Raw genomic sequence first — 16,142 nt, forward strand, 5'->3', positions numbered from 1 at the left:
CTCCGACGCAAGGTCGCCGCTTGGGACGACGACTTCCTCGCAAGCATCATCGCAGCTTAAAATTTTCACCCGATTCCCCTGGGTCAATCGTCCCACCCATGCTTCAGACGCAGTGGTGGTAATCTTCACATTGTCCCGAAAACGGGTAAAAGATCACAAAACACCCCGCCGGCTGCCCGGCGGGGTGTTGTCGTGCGTCGGTCCGGCGCGCCGGCCGGGTCGTTGGTAGGCGCCTGCGATCAGAACTCGTCGTCGTCGAGCGCCATCACGGTCCTGGCACCCGCCATGGCGACCGCGAAGGCCGACAGGTGTTCAGGCAGCACCTGTTCCATGAAATAGCGGCCGGTCTTCAGCTTGGCCGTGTGGAAGGCGACATCCTCGCCCACAGCGATCTTGGCGGTGGCGACCTCGGCCATCCGGGTCCACATATAGGCCAGCGCCACCAGCGCGAACATGCGCAGATAAGGCGTCGCCGCGGCCCCCGCCTCGTCGGGGTTGGCCATCGCCTTCTGGGCCAGGCCGGCGGTCGCCTGTTGCAACCGCTGGAACGCCTTGGCCAGCGGGCCGGTGAAGTCCTTCAGCGCCGCATCGCCCTTCTTCCCGGCGATATAGGCGTCGACCGGATGGAAGAACCGCCGCAGCAGCCGGCCCATGCCGGTCGGCAGCTTCCGCCCCACCAGATCCAGCGCCTGAATGCCATTGGTGCCTTCATAGAGCTGGGTGATACGCGCGTCGCGGACATATTGCTCCATGCCGTGCTCGCGGATATAGCCGTGGCCGCCATAGATCTGCACGCCGCGATTGGCGTTGTCGAAACCGATATCGGTCAGGAAGGCCTTGATGATCGGGGTCATCAACTGCACCAGATCATCCGCCGCCTGCCGCGTCGCCGGATCTGGATGGTGATGGGCGATGTCGATCTCGGTGCCGATCCAGTATGACAGCGCCCGCGCGCCCTCGTTCAGCGCCCGCATGGTCAGCAGATTGCGCCGCACATCCGGATGCACGATGATCGGATCGGCCGACTGATCAGGATATTTGGCGCCGGTCAACGCGCGGCCGGAGGTGCGGTCGCGGGCATAATCCACCGCCCCCTGATAGGCCGCCTCGCCGATCCCCAGGCCCTGCATGCCCACCGCCAGCCGTGCCACGTTCATCATCGTGAACATGGCCTGAAGCCCGCGATGCGGCTCGCCGACCATCCAGCCCACCGCGTCGTCGAAATTCAGCACGCAGGTCGCCGATGCCTTGATGCCCATCTTGTGCTCGATCGAGCCGCAGGCAACGCCGTTGCGCGCACCGGACGCGTTCTGGTCGTCGGGGATGAATTTCGGCACCAGGAACAGGCTGATGCCGCGCGTGCCTTCAGGTGCGCCGGGCAGTTTGGCCAGCACCAGATGGATGATGTTCTCGGTCAGGTCATGTTCACCAGCCGAGATGAAGATCTTGGTGCCGGTCACCCGGAAGGTGCCGTCATCGGCCGGCACCGCCCTGGTGCGGATCAGCCCCAGATCGGTGCCGCAATGCGGCTCGGTCAGGCACATGGTGCCCGACCAGCTGCCATCGCCCAGCTTGGGCAGATAACGCTGCTTCAACTCGTCGGTCGCATGGGCGGCGATGGCGTTATAGGCACCGGCCGACAGGCCGGGATACATGCCGAACGCCAGATTGGCCGAGCAGATCATCTCCTCGATCACGAAATTCAGCGTCTTGGGCAGTCCCTGCCCGCCATATTTCGGATCGGCGGCAATCGAGGTCCAGCCCGCCTCGATGAAGGTCTTATAGGCCTCCTTGAAGCCTGCCGGCGTGCGGACCACGCCGTTCTCGAAGGTGCAGCCCTCTTCGTCGCCGGAACGGTTGATCGGGAACAGCTCGTTCTCGCACATCTTCGCGGCTTCTTCGAGCACGGCATCGAAGATGTCGGGTGTCGCGTCCTCATAGCCGGGAAGTTCGGCGATGCGCGAGACATCGAGCACGTCATGCAGCACGAAGCGGATATCGCGCAGCGGTGCCTTATAGGTTGCGGCCATTGGTCTGGTCTCCTCCCCTGCCGGCTCAGTTACGCAGCGGCCTGCCGGTCTCGAGCATGTGCTCGATCCGGGCCAGCGTCGCCGGCGTCTTCAGAAGCGAGACAAAGGCCTCGCGTTCCAGCCGGGTGATGTCGTCCTCGCGCAAGGTCTCGGTGATATCGGTATCGCCGCCCGACAACACCCGGGCCAGTGCGCCCGATACCACCACGTCATGCGGCGTCGCCTTGCCCTGCATGTGGAAGCCTTCCACCGCCATGTTCAGCGCCACCCGTGCCGTCAGTCCCGGCAGCGAGATTTCGGCCGGCAGCGGCTTTTCGTAACCCGCCACCATGTCCAGCGCCCGGGCCTTGGCATCCGCCAGCACCCGGTCGCGGTTCATCGTGATCCGGTCACCATCACGCAGCAGCAGCAGATCGCGGGCTTCCTCGGCACTTTCCGAGACCTTGGCGGTGGAGACCATCTCGAACACCTGGGCCACGGCCGGCATCGGGCCACCCGGACGACGCTTGTTGTTCATCCAGCGGACCAGAAGCTCCTTGCAGCCACCCCAGCCGGGCACCACGCCGACACCGACCTCGACCAGCCCCATATAGGTTTCGGCATGGGCCTGAACCGCATCGCAATGCAGCAGGATTTCGCAGCCACCCCCCAGCGCCATGCCGACCGGCGCGCCGACCACCGGGAAGGGCGTGTATTTCAGCGCCTTATAGGTTTCCTGCCCCATGCGGATCATGCCGTCGATCATGTCCCAGGCGGCGATGTTCGACGCGAACAAGGCCAGACCGACATTGGCGCCGACCGAGAAATTATCCGCCTCGTTATAGATGACCAGCGCCTTGTAACCACCGCGCACGATCTCGGTCGACTTCGCGACGATTTCGAGCACGCCGGGGTCGATCGAATTCATCTTGGTGTGGAATTCCAGGCACAGCACGCCGTCGCCGATATCCCACAGGCTGGCCGAGCCGTTGCCATCGACGCGCTTGCCGCGCCGCTTCACATCCGACAGCCGCAGCACCCCTTCCGGGATCGGCACCGGCGCATAGCCGCCGGCAAGGCTGGCGTATTCCACCACGCCGTCATTGACCCGATAGAAGCTACCCGTGCCGTTGCCGGCCACCGCCTCGACGATCGCCGGCACCCGCCGGCCCTCGGCCTTCAGACGGTCGGCGAACCAGCCGGCGCCCAGCCGGTCGATCAACTCGAACGGCCCGTATTTCCAGGCATAACCAAGGCGCATCGCCTCGTCGATCGCCGGCACCTCGTCGGCGATGGTGCCGACCAGATCAGCCGTATAGACCAGCGCCTGCGAGATCACCGCCCAGGCATAGCTGCCGCCTTCGTCCTCATGCGACACGAGCGCCCGCAGATCCTTCGCGCCCGCCTTGATGCTGGCGAGATCGGGCTTGCGCTTCGCCCGGTATTCGCCGGTGGCAAGGTCGATGGCCTCGGTGATCGAGCGGCCGCCTTCCTTGCGCCGGCGATAGAAACCGCCCTTGCCCTTGCGGCCGGTATAGCCCTCGGCGATCATCTTCTTGAACAAGTCGCTGTCACGATAGATGGCGTGATAGGCATCATCCGCGGGCAATGTCGCCTTCATGCTGGCGGCGACATGCGGCATCAGGTCCAGCCCGACCAGATCGATCAGCCCGAAGACGCCGGTCTTGGGGATGCCGACCGGCTTTGACAGCAGCGCGTCGACCGCCTCGATATCCAGGCCACGATCCATCGCCTCTACCACGGCGCCCTGCATCCAGAAGGTGCCGATCCGATTGGCGATGAAGCCGGGCGTGTCCTTGCAGTCCACCACGCCCTTGCCCAGCCGGTGATCGCCGAAGCGGCGCATGGTCTCGACCGCGTCGGCACGGGTTTCCGGGCCGGCGACCAGTTCCAGCAGCCGCATATAGCGGGGCGGGTTGAAGAAATGGGTGATCAGGAAGTCGGCCTTGAACGCCGCCGACTGCCCTTCGACCAGATGGCCCAGCGGAATGGTCGAGGTGTTCGACGACACGATCGAGCCGGCCTTGCGCACGCCATCGAGGGTGGAATACAGCCGGCGCTTGATCTCGACATTCTCGATCACCGCCTCGACGATCCAGTCGGCATCGGCCAGCAGGTCGAGATTGTCGTCCAGATTGCCGGTGGTCACCAATCGGGCGCGGCTGGGATGCATGAAGCTTTTGGGTTTGGTCTTCAGCATCTTCTGAACCGCGCCCTCGGCCAGCGCATTGCGGTTCGTGGCATCCTTGGGCACGATATCGAGCAGCACCACCGGCACGCCGGCATTGGCGATATGGGCCGCGATGCCGGCGCCCATGACGCCGGCGCCGATCACGGCCACCTTGTTGATTTCGGTCATCTCAAAGCATCTCCGGTCGCGTTGCCAGCCATGGGCGCGTTGGCAGCCATGGGCGCGTTGGGAACCCCGTTTCGGCGCATCACAGCGCTTCGAGGACCGTGGCGATGCCCTGGCCACCGCCGATGCACTGGGTGGCCAGCGCGAACCGGCCGCCCTCGCGCTTCAGCAGCGCCGCCGCCTTGCCGGTGATGCGGGCCCCCGTGGCGCCCAGCGGATGGCCGAGCGCGATGGCGCCGCCATCCAGATTGACCCGCGACGGGTCGAGCGACAGATCCTTGATGCAGGCCAGCGCCTGCGAGGCGAAGGCCTCGTTCAGCTCGATCACATCCAGATCGGCGGATTTGATGCCGGCGCGATCCAGCGCCTTGCGGCTGGCGGCCACCGGGCCGATGCCCATGATCTCAGGCGCGCAACCAGCGACAGCCACCGAGCGGATGCGGGCAAGCGGGGTCAGATTATGCTTCGCCGCATATTCCTCGGTGCACACCAGGCAGGCGGCGGCACCGTCGGTCAGCGGCGACGAGGTGCCGGCGGTGACCACGCCATCCTTCTTGAAGGCCGGATCGAGCCCGGCCAGCCCCTCGGCCGTGGCATCGGGGCGGATGCAGCCGTCGCTGTCGATCACCGGGCCCTTCTTCTGGGCGATCGCCACGATCTCGTCGGCCAGCCGGCCGGCCGCGCGTGCGGCCGCGGCCTTCTGATGCGAGGCGACGGCGAATTCCTCCTGAGCGGCACGGCCGATCTGCCACTTCTCGGCGACGTTTTCAGCCGTGATGCCCATGGGGACATAGGCGCCGCTATCGGCCAGCAGCGGGTTCGGCGCCGGGTTGAAGCCCATCATCGGCACCCGGGTCATCGATTCCACGCCGGCGGCGATGAAGGCGTCGCCCGCACCAAGCTGGATGGCGCCGGCCGCCATATGCACCGACTGCATCGACGATCCGCAGAAGCGGTTGACGGTGGTGCCGGCCACGGACTGCGGCAGGCCGGCCAGCAGCGCCACCAGACGGCCGGCATTGAACCCCTGCTCACCTTCAGGGAACGCGCAGCCCAGGATCAGATCCTCGATCGTCTCAGGGTCTATACCGGTCCGCTCGACCAGCGCCTTCACCACCTGTGCCGCCAGATCATCGGGGCGGACCTTGGCCAGCGCACCCTTGCGGGCAAAGTGGAAGGGGGAACGGGCATAACCCGCGATCACGACGCTCTTCATGGGGGCCCTCGGCTCCTGACTTGGTCTCTTCCCTGGGCGCCGGACCCTGGCTGTCCGCGCGCGTGGCGGTACTGCCCTGCACGGCACCGGCGCCATGCGATTATTCCGCTCGCGGGATCCGGCCGCGGTTGCGCCCCGCGGCCGATCATGTTGTGCCGCCAGCCCCGATCCCGTGAAGCCGGCGGTCTGTGTGGTCGTCGATGGCCGGTCCTCGCAGACCGGCCGGGGGTCAGCCCGTGGCCTCAACCCCCTTGGTCGCCAAGGCGCTCAACACCTGCGCCTCGATGTCGCGCAACTCATCAAGCGTCACCATCAGATCCGACAGCTGGCTTTCCAGTTGTGCCACCCGGCTCGCCACCGCCAGCCTTAACTGGCGCAACTGCTCCACCTGGGTGTGGTCGGCATCGTAGAGGTCGAGGAATTCCTTGATCTCGGCCAGGCTGAAGCCCAGCCGCTTGCCGCGCAGGATAAGCTTCAAGCGGCCGCGATCGCGATAGCTGTAGACCCGGTTCATCCCCTCGCGGGCAGGCGTCAGCAGATGTTGATCTTCATAGAAGCGGATCGCACGCGGCGTGATCGAGAATTCCTCGGACAACTGCGTGATGGTGAACGTCTCGGGCATCGCGCTCCCTCGCCTGGTCAGGCGGCCGGCTGCCCCGGACCGATATTCAGGCCCTGCCATGCCGCCTGCATGCCTCCCACCGGCATGAGATATACTTGACGTTTACGTAAACGTCAAGTGAGCCGGCGCGACACCGCCGGCCCTGTCGACATCACTTGCCCGCTTCCCGGCGGGCCTTGTATTTCTCGGTCTCCTCCTGAACCAATTCCTTCTTCGACAGCTTGCCGATCAGGGTCTTGGGCAGGGCGTCGCGGAACTCGATCTGCTTGGGCATCTCGATCGGCGACAACCGTTCCTTCAGGAAGGCGGTCAGCTCCGCGGCGGTCAGGATCGCCCCGGCGCGGAGTTTCACGAAGGCCTTCACGGTCTGGCCGCGATATTCGTCGGGGATGCCGATGACGGTGCATTCCTCGACCGAATCGTGCAGATAGATCGCCTCTTCCACCATCCGCGGATAGACGTTATAGCCACCGGCGATGATCAGATCCTTGATCCGGTCGACGATGAAGGCATAGCCGTCTTCATCCAGATAACCGACATCACCGGTGTGCAGCCGGCCGCCGCTCATGGTCTTGGCGGTTTCTTCCGGCTTGTTCCAGTATCCGGCCATCACCTGCGGGCCACGGATGCAGATCTCGCCCCGCTCGCCCTGCGGCATCAGCGTCTGGCCGTCTTCCAGATCGACGATCTCGATGGTCGTGCCCGGCATCGGCAGGCCGATCGAGCCTTCCTTGCTGACCCCGGTGAATGGATTGCAGTGGGTCACCGGCGAGGTTTCGGTCAGGCCGTACCCCTCCACCAGCGTGCAGCCGGTCAGTTTCTCGAAGATGTGCTTCACTTCCAGCGGCAGGGGTGCCCCACCCGACAGGCAGTAATTGATCGACGACAGGTCGACCTCGCGGATCTTCGGATGATTGGCGATGGCGGTGTACATGGTCGGCACGCCGGGGAACAGGCTGGGCTTCTTCTTGGCCAGCGTGTCGAGCACCTGATCCAGATCGAAGCGCGGCAGCATGATCATGCAGGCACCGGCCAGGATCGAGTAGTTCATGCACACGGTCATGGCGAAGACATGGAACAGGGGCAGCACCACCATGGTGCGCTCCTCCCCCGGCCGGCCGGCCGGGAACCACGCCTCCAACTGGCGGGCATTGGCCAGCAGATTGGCATGGGTCAGCATCGCGCCCTTGGGCAGCCCGGTGGTGCCGCCGGTGTATTGCAGCACAGCAACCGTGGTCTCCGGGTCGATCGGCACAGGTGCAAACCGGCCGTCATTGCGCACCAGGCCCTTGTGATGAACGATGCGCGCGCTCTTCTCGATCCGGCCGATCTCCTTGCACTTCACCAGCGGGAACAGCAGGTTCTTCGGGAAGGGCAGCACGCCGGCCATCGGGCAGACCACGATCCGCTCCAGGCAGGTCTTGCCCAGCAGCGCCTGCGCCTTGTCATAGACCACCGCCAGATCCAGCGTCACCATCACCCGGGTGCCGCTGTCATTGACCTGATGCTCGATTTCGCGCGGGGCGTAGAGCGGGTTGAAGTTCACGATCGTGGCGCCGATGGTCAGCGCGGCATAGTAATAGATGATCGAATAGGGGGTATTGGGCAGGAACAGCCCCACCCGATCACCCTTTTTGACGCCGATCTGTTGCAGACCCTTGGCCGCCTGGTCAACCAGCCGCCCGATCTGCTCATAGGTCATGATCTTGCCCAGGAAATCGACCGCAGGCCGATTGCCATAAGTGGCGACCGCATGATCCATCAGCGAGGTCAGCGGCGCCGGCGGAAATGCCTGACGCCAGTCGACATCCGCCGGATATCGCTTCAGCCACACCGGATCGATCGCGTCGGCCTGCACCTCGGCACCCATCATCTGCGTCATCGGTCCTCCCAGACCTTGTCCTGGCCGGTTATCCGCCTCGCCGGGCCCTGCCCTGCCACGGCATCGGGCGGTGCAACCGCGCCTTGTTTGATGAGCCGTCCCCCAACGGCCTGGCGGTACGCCACGGATGTTTCCGTATACGTCAACCCACCTGTCGACTATCCCAAGACCCGCGTCCGGGATCAACCGCTTCCGTGACGCGACGCCGACGGTTTTTACCGCCTGACGTCCTTTGCCCGCATATCAGACGCAGATCACCTTCTGGTTACCATATCTCCGCCCACATCCCAAGACAGGTCGGAACGATCGGCGCGGTTGTCAATTGCGCGGGGCGCAATGACAGCAGGGCGCGAAACCTCGCGGTGCGGGACGCGCCCGAAACAGAAAACGGCCGGCCCGTCGCCGGGCCGGCCGTTCAGTCCAAAGGCCATGGCTGTTGCCGGCCCCCACATCAGTTGCCCTGATACATGCGCTCCATGCGCCCCAGATGGGGCCGGACGGCGGCGACGTCATCCGGATCGGCCTGACCTGCCTGTTCGACCATCGCGCCGGCGCTGCCCAGCATGTCCAGCATCATCTTCTTCTGGGCGGCGGACATCTCGGTAGAGGCCATGATCTCGGCGCGGGCCGCATCCATCTCGGCGCGCTGGCCCGCCATGTCCTCGCCCTCCATGTTGAGCGCGACATAGGCCTGCATCACCTGATCGCCGATCTCGCCCCAGCCGCCCAGGCTGCCGAAGCCGTGCTTCGCGACGATACCTTCCGCCACAGCCGCCTCAGGCGAGCCCGCCAGCCGCCCGACCGCCCGCGAAATCATCCGGCCCTCGCTGATATCGCCCATCATCGTGGCCGGATCCTGAGTGTCCTCGATCACCGCACGACGGTCTTCCGGCAGGGTCTGGCTCCAGGCCTCCAATGCCTCGGAGGCATCCAGCCAGCGGCCGACCGTGGCGCTGTCGAGGCCGGCGGCCTGTGCCTGCGCCGGCACGAACAGGGCGAGGCCGGCCGTGGCGACGGCGGGTCCGGCAAACAGGGCGGCGGCCAGCGCCACGTTCAGTGACGCGCCCAACAGGCGGCGGCGAAGCGTCGTGGTCATGATCTGCAAACTCCCTGATCGACGGCGCGATCCCGCCGGTTGTTCGTCAGCCGGCCAGCCGCCCGGCAAGCCGTTGTGCGTCACGCCGCAGACGATGGAACGGCCCCAAGACATCGGGATGCTCCGCGCCGGCATCCGCAGCCATCGCCGGGTCTGTGGCCAGATGACGCAGGCCCTCGGTCCCGAACCGGTCCTTCAGCGACGATGCCACCCACCCCTCGGCCTGAGCGGCGCGACGATGATCGCGCAGATCGCGGGCCGTCATCCAGTCGCGATGGCGGTCGGCGGCTGCGATCAGATCGCCGATGCCCTCGCCGGTCGACGCCGCGACCTTCAGAACCGGCACTTTCCAGCCATCATCGCGCACACCCACGGCCTTCAGCGCCGAGGCGACGTCGGTGCGCGCGCGCTCCGCGGCCGGGCCGATATCGGCCTTGGTCACCACCGCCAGATCGGGAATTTCCATGATCCCGGCCTTCATGAACTGAAGACTGTCGCCCGATGCCGGCTGAATGCAGAACACCACCGTATCGGCGATCTCCTCGACATCGGTCTCCGACTGGCCCACACCCACTGTCTCGACCAGCACGACATCGTGGATCGCCCGCATCAGCACGGTGGCGGCGATTGTGAAATCGGCCAGCCCCCCCAGCCGCGCCCGCGCCGCCATCGACCGGATGAACACGCCCTGATCTTCGGGATCGGTCTGGATGCGGGTCCGGTCGCCGAGCAATGCCCCCTTGGTACGCTTCGACGACGGATCGACGGCGATCACCCCGACGCTGCGGCCACCGGCGCGATAGGCACGGATCAGCGCCGACAGCAGCGAGGATTTGCCCACCCCCGGCGGACCGGTGATGCCCAGAACCTGCGCCACCGGTGCTGCATAGGCCGCATCCAGCAGATCGGCGGTTTCCGCCGCATCGGCCCGGCTTTCCAGCCGCGCCAGTGCCCGCGCCAGGGCGGGTTTGCCACCCGCACGGATCTCGTCCAGACGGCGGAGGCCGGCAGCAATGCCGCCGGCCTCCGCCGTCTGGTCAGGTCCGGTCATCCGATCGGATCCGATAGCCATGCCATCTCCGTCGACCGGTCAGGCCTTGCGCGCCTTCAGCGCCGCCTGGGCGGCGGCCAGACGGGCGATCGGCACGCGATAGGGCGAGCAGGACACATAATCGAGGCCCGCCATCTGGCAGAACTCGATCGAGGCCGGATCGCCGCCATGCTCGCCGCAGATGCCCAGCTTGATATCGGGGCGGGTCGACCGGCCACGCTCCGCCGCGATCTTCACCAACTCGCCGACGCCCTCCTGATCCAGGCTGACGAAGGGATCCTGATCGAAGATGCCGGCTTCACGATAGCTGTCGAGGAACGACCCTGAATCATCTCGGCTGATGCCGAAGGTGGTCTGGGTCAGGTCGTTGGTGCCGAAGCTGAAGAACTCGCCGACCTCGGCAATCTTCGCGGCCTGAAGGGCGGCGCGCGGCAGCTCGATCATGGTGCCGACCAGATATTCGACCCGGGCGCCCTTCTCCTCGAAGACCTGCGCCGCCACCGTGTCGACCAGCTTGCGCAGGATTTCGAGCTCGCGACGGGTGGCGACCAGCGGGATCATGATCTCTGGCGTCACGGTCTGGCCCAGTTCGGCCGAAACCTCGACCGCGGCTTCCAGGATCGCGCGGGCCTGCATCTCGTAGATCTCAGGATAAGAGATGCCCAGGCGGCAGCCACGATGGCCAAGCATCGGGTTGCTCTCGTGCAGCGACGCCGCCCGCGCCGACAGCTTCTGGGCATCGATGCCGGATGCCGCCGCAACCTCGGCGATGTCCTTCTCGGTATGGGGCAGGAACTCGTGCAGCGGCGGGTCCAGCAGACGCACCGTCACCGGCAGCCCGGCCATGATGCGGAACAGTGACACGAAGTCGCCGCGCTGCATCGGCAGCAGCTTGGCCAGCGCCGTGCGGCGGCCAGCGACATCATCGGCCAGAATCATCTGGCGGACGGCGATGATGCGGTCGTCGCTGAAGAACATATGCTCGGTGCGACACAGGCCGATGCCCTCGGCACCAAAAGTGCGGGCGGTTTCCGCGTCCAGCGGCGTCTCGGCGTTGGTGCGCACCTTCAGGGTCCGGATCTTGTCGGCCCAGGTCATCAGCGCGCCGAAATCGCCCGACAGGTCCGGCTTGATCGTGGCGACGCGGCCCAGCATCACTTCGCCCTTGCCGCCATCGATGGTGATGACGTCGCCGGCCTTCACCGTCACGTCGCCGACCGTGAAGCTGCCCTTGGCGTAATCGATCCGCACCGTGCCGGCACCCGACACGCAGGCCCGGCCCATGCCGCGGGCCACCACCGCCGCATGGCTGGTCATGCCGCCGCGGGCGGTCAGGATGCCACGGGCGGCATGCATGCCGTGAATGTCTTCAGGGCTGGTCTCGATCCGGACCAGGATGACGTCCTCGCCGGTCTGGGCGCGCTTCTCGGCCTCGTCGGCCGTGAACACCACCACGCCCGATGCGGCGCCGGGCGATGCCGGCAGGCCCTTGGCGATCACGGTCTTGGCGGCCTTGGGATCAAGCGTCGGATGCAGTAGCTGATCCAGCGCCTGCGCCTCGATGCGGGCAACGGCCTGCTCTTCGGTGATCAGCCCCTCTTCCGCCATGTCGACGGCGATCTTCAGGGCCGCGGCCGCGGTGCGCTTGCCATTGCGGGTCTGCAGCATATAGAGCCGGCCCTGCTGGACCGTGAACTCGATGTCCTGCATGTCGCGGTAATGCTGCTCCAGACGGTCCTTCACCGCCACCAATTCGCCGAACACCACAGGCATGGCCTCTTCCATCGCCGGATCGTTCGAGCCGTTGGCAAGCTTGCCGGCAACGGTCAGATGCTGGGGCGTGCGGATGCCCGCAACCACGTCTTCGCCCTGAGCGTTGACCAGGAACTCGCCATAGAATTCCTTGACGCCGGTCGACGGGTTGCGGGTGAAGGCCACGCCGGTGGCGCAGTCGTCGCCCATATTGCCGAACACCATCGCCTGAACATTGACGGCGGTGCCCCATTCGGCGGGAATGTTATGCAGGCGGCGATAGGTCTTGGCGCGCTGGTTCATCCACGAGCCGAACACGGCGCCGATCGCGCCCCACAGCTGCTCGTGGGCATCATCGGGGAACGGGCGGCCCAGCTCGCTCTGCACGATCGCCTTGTAATCGGCGATCAGCGCCTTCCAGTCGTCGGCGGTCATCTCGGTGTCGAGATCGTGGCCATGCTCTTCCTTGCGGGCCTCAAGCCGGTCTTCGAACAGGCTGTGATCCACGCCGAGCACGACATCCGAATACATCTGGATGAACCGGCGATAGCTGTCATAGGCGAAGCGTTCGTCGCCGCTGCGGCGTGCCAGGCCCTCGACCGTCGCCTGGTTGAGCCCCAGATTGAGCACCGTGTCCATCATGCCGGGCATGGATGCGCGGGCGCCTGAGCGGACCGACACCAGCAGCGGGTTTTCGGCATCGCCGAACCGCATGCCCATTTCGGTCTCGATTCTGGCCAGCGCCTCGGTCACCTGTGCCTTCAGCTCATCCGGATAGGTCTGGCCATTGGCATAGTAATAGGTGCAAAGCTCGGTGGTGATCGTCAGACCCGGCGGCACCGGCAGGCCCAGATTGCTCATCTCGGCCAGGTTCGCGCCCTTGCCGCCAAGCAGATTGCGCATCTCTGCGGTGCCTTCGGAGCCGTTGCGGCCGAAACTGTACACCCATTTGGTCATCGGTCGACTCACCCTTCGATCTTCGAAAAATCGGCTACGGCTTCCAGGGCTGCACGGATCTGGGACAACAGATGCAGCCGGTTGCGCCGACGTTCTGCCATCTCGCAATTGACCGTCACCCGGTCGAAGAACGCGTCGACCGGCGCGCGGATCCCCGCAAGCGCCGTCATCGCCCGCTCGTCATCCTCACCGGCCAAGGCCGTGGCGATCTCCGCCCGCGCCCCGACCAGTGCGCCGTGCAGCGACACTTCTTCGGGTTCGACCAGCAGATCCGCATCCACGGCGCCACCATAGGTCGTCCCGTCCTTCTTTTCTTCAATGCGGACAATATTGCTGGCCCGCCGGTATGCCGCCAGCAGGTTCGCACCGTCCTCGCCGTCCAGGAACGACTGCAGGGCACGCACCCGCGCCAGCAGCCGGACCACATCATCATCCCCACCCGCCAGAACCGCGGCGATCAGATCATGGCGCACGCCACGGTCGCGCATCAAGACCTTCAACCGGTCGGCGAAGAAGCCCATCAGCTCGTCATGCAGGCGGGCGGTATCGATCGTGCCCAGAAGCGGCCGATAACCTTCGGCGGCGGCGGTGATCGCCGGCTTCAACGGCAGACGCACGCCGGTTTCGATCAGGATCCGCAAAATGCCCAGCGCCGCGCGCCGCAGCGCATACGGATCTTTCGACCCCGTCGGCTTCTCGTCGATCGCGAAGAAGCCGGCCAGTGTGTCCAGCTTGTCGGCCAGCGCCACGGCGATCGCGACCGGCCCGGTCGGGATCTGGTCGGATGGCCCCGCCGGGGCGTAATGGCTGGCGATCGCCTGGGCCACAGCTTTCGGCTCGCCATCATGGGTGGCATAGTAGCTGCCCATGATGCCCTGGATTTCAGGGAACTCGCCGACCATGCCGGTCACCAGATCCGCTTTGGCCAGCAGGCCCGCACGCTCGGCCAGCGCCGGATCGGCGTCGGGAATATAGGCCGCCAGCTGCCGCGCCAGGGCCGCGATCCGACTGGCCTTCTCGGCCACGGTGCCGAGCTTCGCCTGGAACAGAATGTCGCCGAGCCGGCCCAGACGTGCATCCAGCCGGGTCTGGCGGTCGGTGTCCCAGAAGAACTTGGCATCCGCCAGCCGGGCGCGCAGCACCCGTTCATTGCCGTGGATGATCGCGGCGCCGCCGTCATCGGGGTTCAGATTGCTGACCAGAACGAAGACCGGCGCCAGCCTGCCATGGCTGTCCTCGGCCACGAAATAGCGCTGATGGGTGCGCATGGCCGATACCAGAACCTCGGCCGGCACGTCCATGAACGCGTCGTCGATGCGCCCGGCCAGCACCGTCGGCCATTCGACCAGCCCGGCCACCTCTTCCAGCAGGCCTTCGTCTGCACGCAGCATCAGGCCCAGATCGGCGGCCAGGGTCGCGGCATCGGCGGCGATGCGCCGACGACGCTCGGCCGGGTCCAGCACCACATAGGCCTTGTCCAGCGCCGCGGCATAGCCCGCGAAATCATGAACCTGCACAAACTCGGGCGCCAGGAAGCGATGGCCCTGGGTCGTGTTGCCGGCGGTCAGGTGACCGAAGCGCACCGGCACGACAGCACCACCGAACAGGCACAGGATCGAGCGCAGCGGCCGCACCCAGCGGATCTGATGGCTGCCCCAGCGCATGGATTTGGGCCAGGGCAGATCGGTCATCGCGCCGGCGATCAGCTCGGGCAGCACCTCGATCGTCGGCCGGCCGGCTTCATATACATCCAGAAACCAGAACCGGCCCTTGGGCGTGTCGCGTTCGATCAGCGACCCGCGATCGGCATTGTTCGCCGACAGGAAACCGGCCAAGGCCTGTTCGGGCGCGCCCACCCGGGGGCCGCGGCGCTCTTCGGCCCGATCGGGCTGGGCATCCGCCACGCCCTCGATCACCAGAGTCAGCCGGCGCGGGGTGGACCAGGCACGCACGGCGCCATGCCCGATCCGCTGCGCCGCCAGGCGCGCGGTCACCAGGCGCTGGAGGTCGTCGGTCGCCCGCCCCTGCATGCGGGCGGGAATCTCTTCCGACAGAAGCTCAAGAAGCAGTTCCGCCATGGTCTCAGGCCTCTCCGGCAGCGGCAGAGACGGGAACCGCCGCCGAGGCATTGGTCCCGGCGATCCAGGCCTCACAGCAACCCTTGGCCAGCGCCCGCACCCGCCCGATATAGGCGGCGCGTTCGGTAACGCTGATCACGCCGCGCGCATCCAGCAGGTTGAACAGATGACTGGCCTTGATGCACTGGTCATAGGCCGGCTGCGCCAGACGCGCCGCCAGCAGCCGCGCGCATTCCCCCTCGGCATCCTTGAAATGCCGGAACAGCATCGCGGTATCGGCCTGCTCGAAATTATGCGCGGAATAGTCGCGCTCCGCCCGCAGGAAGATATCGCCATAGCTGACGCCACGGTCGTTATAGGCCAGATCGTAGATGTTCTCGACGCCCTGGATGAACATCGCCAGACGCTCAAGCCCATAGGTCAGCTCGCCCGAGACCGGATCGCATTCGATGCCGCCCACCTGCTGGAAATAGGTGAACTGCGACACCTCCATGCCATCGCACCACACTTCCCAGCCAAGGCCCCAGGCGCCCAGTGTCGGGCTTTCCCAGTCGTCCTCGACGAAGCGGATGTCATGAACCAGCGGATCGATGCCCAGAACCGCGAGGCTGCCCAGATACAGCTCCTGCAGGTTTTCAGGCGACGGCTTCATGATCACCTGGAACTGGTAATAATGCTGAAGCCGGTTGGGGTTTTCGCCATAGCGGCCATCGGACGGCCGGCGTGACGGCTGAACATAGGCGGCGTTCCACGCCTGCGGCCCAAGGGCACGCAGGGTCGTGGCCGGATGAAAAGTGCCCGCGCCGACTTCCATATCATATGGCTGCATGATAACGCAGCCGCGCTCCGACCAGTAATGCTGGAGACGGAGGATGATCTCCTGGAAGGACGGCGCGTTCTTGCGCTCTGTCGCCATGCTCAGCCCGCTGATGCGTGTCGGTCATCACCGACAACCGGTTCGTTTGGTGCGGCGCGAACATAGCCGCCGGCCGGTTGAGGGTCAAGGATCGCGCGCTTCACGCAGGGCAACGAGTTCAGGTTAACGCGGTGATCGGAATCTCTGGCGCACGATAGTTTGGCGTGATTCAACAGGCTTCCACAG

Annotated in this window: 11 protein-coding genes; all 11 read right to left on the minus strand. The window is 65.8% G+C overall.

The annotated features are described in order from the left end of the window. Positions 1-239 precede the first annotated feature (239 nt). On the minus strand, positions 240-2,030 hold the full coding sequence (locus IEW15_RS22795) for an acyl-CoA dehydrogenase C-terminal domain-containing protein (RefSeq protein ID WP_188582336.1): 1,791 nt from the start codon (positions 2,028-2,030) through the stop codon (positions 240-242). 25 nt (positions 2,031-2,055) lie between these two features. Beyond that, positions 2,056-4,389, minus strand: a complete 2,334-nt coding sequence (locus IEW15_RS22800) for a 3-hydroxyacyl-CoA dehydrogenase/enoyl-CoA hydratase family protein (protein WP_188582338.1) — start codon at positions 4,387-4,389, stop codon at positions 2,056-2,058. A 79-nt stretch (positions 4,390-4,468) separates the two neighbouring features. Beyond that, positions 4,469-5,602, minus strand: a complete 1,134-nt coding sequence (locus IEW15_RS22805; protein ID WP_188582341.1) for a thiolase family protein — start codon at positions 5,600-5,602, stop codon at positions 4,469-4,471. 229 nt (positions 5,603-5,831) lie between these two features. Next, positions 5,832-6,224: a MerR family transcriptional regulator gene (locus IEW15_RS22810; protein ID WP_188582343.1), complete on the minus strand. Its 393-nt coding sequence runs from the start codon at positions 6,222-6,224 to the stop codon at positions 5,832-5,834. 151 nt (positions 6,225-6,375) lie between these two features. Further along, on the minus strand, positions 6,376-8,106 hold the full coding sequence (locus IEW15_RS22815) for a long-chain-fatty-acid--CoA ligase (RefSeq protein WP_188582344.1): 1,731 nt from the start codon (positions 8,104-8,106) through the stop codon (positions 6,376-6,378). 451 nt (positions 8,107-8,557) lie between these two features. Beyond that, complete coding sequence (locus IEW15_RS22820) at positions 8,558-9,202, minus strand: hypothetical protein (RefSeq protein ID WP_188582346.1); 645 nt, start codon at positions 9,200-9,202, stop codon at positions 8,558-8,560. Between the two features lie 46 nt (positions 9,203-9,248). Next, positions 9,249-10,253: a methylmalonyl Co-A mutase-associated GTPase MeaB gene (gene meaB, locus IEW15_RS22825; protein ID WP_188582348.1), complete on the minus strand. Its 1,005-nt coding sequence runs from the start codon at positions 10,251-10,253 to the stop codon at positions 9,249-9,251. Positions 10,254-10,292: 39 nt separating this feature from the next. Further along, complete coding sequence (ppdK, locus tag IEW15_RS22830; protein ID WP_188582350.1) at positions 10,293-12,962, minus strand: pyruvate, phosphate dikinase; 2,670 nt, start codon at positions 12,960-12,962, stop codon at positions 10,293-10,295. 8 nt (positions 12,963-12,970) lie between these two features. Beyond that, positions 12,971-15,040 carry a glycine--tRNA ligase subunit beta gene (glyS, locus tag IEW15_RS22835; RefSeq protein WP_188582352.1) on the minus strand — a complete coding sequence of 690 codons (2,070 nt, stop codon included), beginning with the start codon at positions 15,038-15,040 and terminating at the stop codon, positions 12,971-12,973. A gap of 4 nt (positions 15,041-15,044) precedes the next feature. After that, the gene (locus tag IEW15_RS22840; protein ID WP_188582354.1) at positions 15,045-15,956 is read right to left on the minus strand and encodes a glycine--tRNA ligase subunit alpha; all 912 of its coding nucleotides are present in this window, start codon (positions 15,954-15,956) and stop codon (positions 15,045-15,047) included. A 2-nt stretch (positions 15,957-15,958) separates the two neighbouring features. Beyond that, a partial coding sequence (locus tag IEW15_RS26125) for a hypothetical protein (protein ID WP_229708540.1) occupies positions 15,959-16,142 on the minus strand: 184 nt, incomplete at its 5' end.

The organism is Tistrella bauzanensis (genome assembly GCF_014636235.1).
Lineage (GTDB): Bacteria > Pseudomonadota > Alphaproteobacteria > Tistrellales > Tistrellaceae > Tistrella > Tistrella bauzanensis.